Origin of the sequence: Methanosarcina spelaei (assembly GCF_002287235.1) — an archaeon.
Lineage (GTDB): Archaea > Halobacteriota > Methanosarcinia > Methanosarcinales > Methanosarcinaceae > Methanosarcina > Methanosarcina spelaei.
Map to the genome: position 1 here is coordinate 1 of NZ_LMVP01000328.1, position 934 is coordinate 934.

At 39.1% G+C, this 934-nt stretch carries 2 pseudogenes; both read right to left on the bottom strand.

Going from position 1 to position 934, the window contains the following annotated elements:
• Positions 1–725, bottom strand: a pseudogene (locus ASJ81_RS13805) (PKD domain-containing protein); the annotation flags it as partial.
• Positions 726–824: 99 nt separating this feature from the next.
• Positions 825–917, bottom strand: a pseudogene (locus ASJ81_RS24835) (YncE family protein); the annotation flags it as partial.
• Positions 918–934: the final 17 nt, after the last annotated feature.

Here is a 934-nt window from a genome sequence, read left to right on the forward strand (position 1 = left end):
GTTTTTGTATTACTTCCTGCTGCATTTGTTGCTGTAAGTTTAACCGTGTAGGTTCCTGCAGCTGAATATGTGTGTACTGGACTCTTTTGTGTTGAGTATGTCCCATCTCCAAAATCCCATCTCCACTTCGTTGGCGATCCTTTGCTCGTCTCCGTAAATGTTACCTTTAGTGGAACATTTCCTGAAAGTGGAGAGCCCCAGAAGTCCGCAACCGGAGTTTGTGAGGTTGCTGTCACTATTATATACTTTGATTTTGTTAGCGTATTACTACCTACCGCATTCGTTACTGTTAGCTTAACAGTATATTTTCCTGCTTTGGAATACTTATGCGTTGGATTCTGAGATGTTGAACTTGTTCCGTCTCCAAAATCCCATTTCCATTTAGTAGGTTTTCCTGTACTTTTGTCAGTAAATTTAACGCTTAAAGGTGCATTTCCTGATTTTGGAGATGCATAAAATACAGCAGTTGGAGCTTGGGAAGTTGTTGTAACAGTTATATATTTTGATTTTGTTTCTGTATTACTTCCTGCGACATTTGTTACTGTAAGTTTAACAGTATATTTTCCTGCTTTAGAGTACTTATGCGTTGGATTTTTGGCTGTTGAACTTGTTCCGTCTCCAAAACTCCACTTCCATTTATTGGGTTTTCCTGTACTTTTGTCAGTAAATTTAACGCTTAAAGGTGCATTTCCTGATGTTGGAGACGCAGAGAATGCAGCAACAGGATTTTTTGAGTTTTGTACTTGAACAGAACCTATAAACTTCCCAAAGGCAACAGGTTCTTTTCCTACCTTCACTGTTGCTGTAACCTTGTTTGTAGCTGTACTGATTACGGAAATAGTATTACTTTCTTCGTTCGCCACATATACTTTTGTTCCTTCCGGGTTGATTGCGATTCCTAAAGGGTAACTCCCCACTTTTACTGTTGCTGTAA